Below are 5,141 nucleotides of genomic sequence, written 5' to 3' on the forward strand. Positions count from 1 at the left end.
GGCCTTCGCCTTCCCCGCCCTCGGCCGAGCGGAAGGTGCGGCGCGGGGCGTCGCCCTCGTCGCGGCGCGGCTTGCGCGGGCCTTCGGCGCCGCGCGGGCGCATCTCGCGTTCCCTGGGGGTGGTCTCCTCGCCCGTCAGCAGCCCGCCAAGCTGGTCGCGCAGGATGCGGCGCTTGACCTCGACCACCTCGTTCTTTTCCATGCCGGTCAGCTTGAAGGGGCCATAGCCGATGCGGATCAGGCGGTTCACCTGAAGGCCCACATGGGACATCGCGCGGCGGATCTCGCGGTTCTTGCCCTCGCGGATGCCGACGGTCAGCCAGGCGTTCGCGCCCTGCTGGCTGTCCAGCTTGATCTCCATGGGCGCGAAATCCTCGCCCTCGATGGTCACGCCCCGGCGCAGGGGGGCGAAGGTCATGTCGCTGGGCGTCCCGTTCACCCGCACGCGGTAACGCCGCAGCCAGCCGGTCGAGGGCAGTTCCAGCCGCCGCTTCAACTCTCCGTCGTTGGTCAGCAGCAGCAGCCCTTCCGAGGTCAGGTCCAGCCGCCCGATCGTCATCACGCGCGGCAGGTCGCGGGGCAGGGCGTCGAATACCGTCTGGCGGCCCTTCTCGTCGGATTCGGTCGTCACCAGGCCCAGGGGCTTGTAATACAGCCACAGCCGGGTTTCCTGCGGCTCGTCCAGCTTCTTGCCATCCACGGTGATGCGGTCGCTGGGCAGCACGTCCAGGGCGGGGCTGTCGATCTTCTTGCCGTTCACCGTGACCCGGCCTTCCATGATCATGCGCTCGGCCTCGCGGCGGCTGGCGACGCCCGCGCGGGCCATCACCTTGGCGATGCGGTCGGGGGACTGTTCGGGCTTGTCCTGGGGGGCGGGGGTGTTGTCGTCGGTCATGGCGATCTCCTGCGCATCGCTGCGGTGGCAAAGCCGCGCTTCTAGCGGGTGCGCGAGCCGGTGGAAAGGGCGACTTGCGCGGCATCACCGCCCTTGCGACAAGCGGCGCATGAGCCGCTTCACATCACATATGGCCTTGGCGCTGGATCAGGCAAGGGCCGCGGCCCGGCGTGGCGAGGTGCCGGTGGGCGCCGTCGTGGTGTCGCCCGAGGGGCGGGTGGTGGCGGCGGCGGGCAACCGCACGCGCGAACTGTCGGACCCGACCGCCCATGCCGAGATCCTGGCAATCCGTGCCGCCTGCGCCGCCGCCGGTTCCGAAAGGCTGCCCGGCCACGACCTTTGGGTCACGCTGGAGCCTTGCCCGATGTGCGCGGCGGCGATCTCGGCCGCGCGGATCGGGCGGCTTTACTATGGCGCGAGCGACGTGCGGATGGGCGGGGTCGAACATGGCGCGCGGGTGTTCGACCATCCGCAATGCCACCACCGTCCGCAGGTCTATGACGGGATCGGCGCGGACAGGGCGAGGGCGCTGTTGCAGGGCTTCTTCCAGACGCGCCGATGACGGTTGCACCCTGCGCGCGCCTCGGCTAAACCATCCCCGACGCGGGTGTAGCTCAATGGTAGAGCAGCAGCCTTCCAAGCTGAATACGTGGGTTCGATTCCCATCACCCGCTCCACCCTATCCCGGATCAGTCGGTGGATCGGACCGCCACGTTGCTGCGCAGGACGGATTGGACGCGCAGGCTTTCGCGGTCCACGCGGACCAGATGGCCATCGACGATGGCATAGCGGCTGCCGCGCAGGTCGGATCCCAGACCGTATCGGCCGGGCTGTTCGATGAAATGCACATCGCCCGCCGGAAGAACGTCGCCCGGCAGCAGGGGGTCGATGGCCTTGGCAGCACTCTGCTCCAGCGTGCCCTGAGCTTGCAGGCCATAGCTGGCTGAAAGCGCTATCGCGATAACAGCCGCCATGGCGGTCGCGATCAGGGAGGGTTTGGGCTTCATGGTCGTCTGGTCCGGCGCTGTCTGTCCTTGTCAGGGCAAAACCTGACGGGACATGCCCAAGTTCCCTGCGAAGTGAAAGGTTCCGCGCTTCTAGCGGTTTTTTTCAACGAACCGTGGCAACATTGCCGAGAAATCCTTGCCGCGACCGTCCTCGTGGGTGACGAACTGGTCGTAAAGCTGCCGGGCCAGCGCCCCCATCGGGGTGTCGGCCCCGGCGGATGCTGCGGCGGCCTGCGACAGGTTCAGGTCCTTCAGCATCAGCTCCGCCGCGAAGCCGGGCTTGTAGCCGTTGTCGGCGGGCGAGGCCGGACCCACGCCCGGCGCCGGGCAATAGGCGTTCATCGACCAGCTGTAGCCGGAGGAGGTGGACACCACGTCGAACATCTTCTGGCGGTCGAGGCCCAGCTTGTCGGCAAGGGCAAAGGCCTCGCAGGTGGCGATCATGGTGACGCCCAGGATCATGTTGTTGCAGATCTTCGCGGCCTGGCCCGCGCCGGACGCGCCGCAATGGACGGCCTTCTGGCCCATGATGTCGAACAAGGGCTTCACGGTCGCGAAGGCGTCGTCCGGCCCGCCCACCATGAAGGTCAGCGTGCCCGCCTGCGCCCCGCCGATGCCGCCCGAGACAGGGGCATCCAGCGCCCCCAGTCCCGCTGCCCGTGCCTGGTCCGCCACGGCGCGGGCGCTGTCCACATCGACGGTGGAACAGTCGCAGAAGACCGCGCCGGGCTTCATCGCCGGGATGACCTCAGCCGCCACGGCGCGCAGGATGTCCCCGTTGGGCAGCATGGTGATGACCACGTCGGCATCCGCCGCCGCAGCCGCCGCGCTGGGGGCCAGGTCCAGCCCCTCGGGGCAGGCGGCGGTATCGAAGCCCGCGACGCCGTGCCCGGCGCGCGTCAGGTTCAGGGCCATCGGTGCGCCCATGTTGCCAAGCCCGATGAATGCGATCTTCATGCCGTTTCCTCCAGGGTCAGTTCATGCGGGCCCAGGGACGCCAGCAGCGCCGCGACATGGTCGGGGCTGGCATCGGCCATCCAGCGGGGCTTGCGGTCCTTGTCGATGATCTGCGCGCGCACGCCTTCCAGAAAGTCGGTTTCCTGCGTGGCGCGATGGGTGAAGCGGTATTCGCGCGCCAGCGAATCCTGCATCCGGGTGTCGTCCCGCGCGGCCCGCACCATCGCCAGCCCCGCCGCCATCGACAGGGGAGAGTTGCCCGCAAGCACCTTCAGCACCTGCGCGTTGCCATCCTCCTCCAGCGCGTCGATGATGTCGGCCACCGTGTCCTTGGCGAAGGGCGACAGGTCGAGCGTCCGCAGGGGGGCCGAGGGCGCGTCCCCGCCCTCGATCAGGGCGACGTCGCCGGTGGCTTCCAGCCGGGCGATCAGGTCGGGCCACTGCTCCTCGGGGATGTAGGTGTCGGCAAAGCCCGCGTGGATCGCGTCGCCCGCGCCCATCCGCGCGCCGGTCAGGGCCAGGTATTCGCCGATCCGCCCCGGCGCGCGCGACAGAAGCCAGGTGCCGCCCACGTCGGGGATCAGGCCGATGCCGGATTCGGGCATGGCGATCTGGGTGGTGTCGCCGACGATGCGGTGGCTGGCGTGCCCGCCCACGCCCACGCCGCCGCCCATCACGAAGCCATTCATGAAGGCCACAATGGGCTTGGGGTAGTCGGCGATGGCCGCGTTCATGCGGTATTCGTCCGCGAAGAAGCGCTGCCCCAGCGCGTGATTGCCCGCAAGCCCTGCGCGATAAACCGCCGCGATGTCGCCGCCCGCGCAGAAGGCTCGCTCGCCCTCGGCGTCGATGATGACCAGGGCCACGTCCCCATCGTCGCGCCAACCGTCCAGCGTGCGGTGGATCGCCAGCGCCATGTTGTGGCTGAGCGCGTTCAGCGCCTTGGGCCGGGTAAAGGTGATGCGCCCGGCGCGGCCGGACTTGCGGATGTTCAGGTCGTCCATTCCTACCCTCGTTCGGCCAGCATCGCGCGGGACACGATCAGGCGCATGATCTCGTTGGTGCCTTCCAGGATCTGGTGCACGCGCAGGTCGCGCACGATCTTCTCGATCCCGTAGTCGGCCAGATAGCCGTATCCGCCATGCAGTTGCAGGCAGCCGTTGGCCACCTCGAAGGCGCGGTCGGTGACGTGCAGCTTGGCCATCGCGCAGAACTTGGTGGCATCCGGGGCGCCCGTGTCAAGCTTCCACGCCGCCTGGCGCAGGAACACGCGCGATGATTGCAGCGCCGTTTCCATCTCGGCCAAGCGGAACTGCAAGGCCTGGAACTGGTCCAGGCTTTGGCCGAAGGCGCGGCGTTCGCCCATATAGGCCAGCGTCGCGTCAAGCGCCGCCTGCGCCCCGCCAAGCGCGGTGGCCGCGATGTTCAGCCGCCCGCCATCCAGCCCCGCCATGGCATAGGCAAAGCCCCGGCCTTCCTGCCCTAGCAGGTTGTCGGCGGGGATCTCGCAGTCGTCGAACTGCACCTGCGCGGTTGGCTGGGCGCGCCAGCCCATCTTGTCCTCGGGCGCGCCGAAGGACAGGCCGGGCGTGCCGTCCGGCACGATCACCGCGCTGATACCCTTGGGGCCGTCCCCTCCGGTGCGGACCATGGCGACATAGGCGTCCGAATAGCCCCCGCCCGAGATGAAGGCCTTGGTGCCGTTCAGCCGCCAGCCCCCGTCGGTGCGGTCGGCGCGGGTGCGCAGGGCGCTTGCGTCCGACCCGCTGCCCGGTTCCGTCAGGGCATAGGAGAACACCGTGTCCATGCTGCACAGGCCGGGCAGCCAGCGGGCTTTCGCGTCGTCGGACCCGAACTTGTCGATCATGCCGCCGCACATGTTGTGGATCGACAGAAACGCCGCGACCGAGGGGCAGGCCGCGGCCAAAGCCTCGAACACCAGCACGCCGTCCAGCCGCGACAGGCCCGAGCCCCCGTATGCCTCGGCCACATAAAGCCCGCCAAGGCCCAGGGCAGCGACATCGGGCCACAGGTCGCGCGGGATGGTGCCGTCGGCCTCCCACGCCCGCGCATGGGGGGCGATGCGGTCGGCGCCAAAGTCGCGGGCCATGTCCACGATGGCCGCCTGCTCCTCGGTCAAGGAAAAGTCCATGCCTCCATCCCTCCCCTGGACGACTGCAAATTGAACATGCGTTTAGAGCCTGTTGCACTCAATCGACCTCATAACCTGCGGCTTTGAAGTAGTTGTAGCATTCCTCGTCGGAGAACAGATCGCAGACCTG

General features: G+C 68.6%; 6 protein-coding genes and 1 tRNA gene. 2 read left to right on the forward strand and 5 right to left on the reverse strand.

Annotated features, from left to right (window positions below; translation table 11 throughout):
• Positions 1-895, reverse strand: an 895-nt coding sequence (locus tag J0F76_RS19835; RefSeq protein WP_207472122.1) for a pseudouridine synthase, incomplete at its 3' end; no start/stop codon positions are given.
• Positions 896-1,004: 109 nt separating this feature from the next.
• Here J0F76_RS19835 and J0F76_RS19840 point away from each other — a divergent pair.
• Positions 1,005-1,457, forward strand: a complete 453-nt coding sequence (locus tag J0F76_RS19840; RefSeq protein ID WP_207472124.1) for a nucleoside deaminase — start codon at positions 1,005-1,007, stop codon at positions 1,455-1,457.
• Between the two features lie 41 nt (positions 1,458-1,498).
• Positions 1,499-1,572, forward strand: a tRNA-Gly gene (locus J0F76_RS19845).
• Between the two features lie 12 nt (positions 1,573-1,584).
• Here J0F76_RS19845 and J0F76_RS19850 read toward each other — a convergent pair.
• The 4 genes from J0F76_RS19850 to J0F76_RS19865 all read right to left on the reverse strand — a co-directional run bounded on the left by J0F76_RS19850 (position 1,585) and on the right by J0F76_RS19865 (position 5,011).
• Positions 1,585-1,902: a hypothetical protein gene (locus tag J0F76_RS19850; protein ID WP_207472125.1), complete on the reverse strand. Its 318-nt coding sequence runs from the start codon at positions 1,900-1,902 to the stop codon at positions 1,585-1,587.
• Positions 1,903-1,992: 90 nt separating this feature from the next.
• Positions 1,993-2,859, reverse strand: coding sequence for a 3-hydroxyisobutyrate dehydrogenase (gene mmsB / locus J0F76_RS19855; protein WP_207472126.1), 867 nt, complete (start codon positions 2,857-2,859; stop codon positions 1,993-1,995).
• A complete protein-coding gene (locus tag J0F76_RS19860; RefSeq protein WP_207472127.1) occupies positions 2,856-3,863 on the reverse strand; it encodes an enoyl-CoA hydratase/isomerase family protein in 1,008 nt (335 codons plus the stop codon). Before J0F76_RS19860 ends, mmsB begins: the two co-directional genes overlap by 4 nt.
• Before the next feature lie 2 nt (positions 3,864-3,865).
• The gene (locus tag J0F76_RS19865; protein ID WP_207472128.1) at positions 3,866-5,011 is read right to left on the reverse strand and encodes an acyl-CoA dehydrogenase family protein; all 1,146 of its coding nucleotides are present in this window, start codon (positions 5,009-5,011) and stop codon (positions 3,866-3,868) included.
• Between the last annotated feature and the right edge of the window lie 130 nt (positions 5,012-5,141).

Origin of the sequence: Paracoccus fontiphilus, assembly GCF_017356265.1 — a bacterium.
In the GTDB taxonomy this organism is placed as follows: Bacteria; Pseudomonadota; Alphaproteobacteria; order Rhodobacterales; family Rhodobacteraceae; genus Paracoccus; species Paracoccus fontiphilus.

Bases quoted from the DNA above. Each gene is read 5' to 3' on its own strand.
- J0F76_RS19860 (WP_207472127.1), bottom strand. From the start codon at position 3,863: ATGGACGACCTGAACATCCGCAAGTCCGGCCGCGCCGGGCGCATCACC.
- mmsB (WP_207472126.1), bottom strand. From the start codon at position 2,859: ATGAAGATCGCATTCATCGGGCTTGGCAACATGGGCGCACCGATGGCC.
- J0F76_RS19840 (WP_207472124.1), top strand. From the start codon at position 1,005: ATGAGCCGCTTCACATCACATATGGCCTTGGCGCTGGATCAGGCAAGG.
- J0F76_RS19850 (WP_207472125.1), bottom strand. From the start codon at position 1,902: ATGAAGCCCAAACCCTCCCTGATCGCGACCGCCATGGCGGCTGTTATC.
- J0F76_RS19865 (WP_207472128.1), bottom strand. From the start codon at position 5,011: ATGGACTTTTCCTTGACCGAGGAGCAGGCGGCCATCGTGGACATGGCC.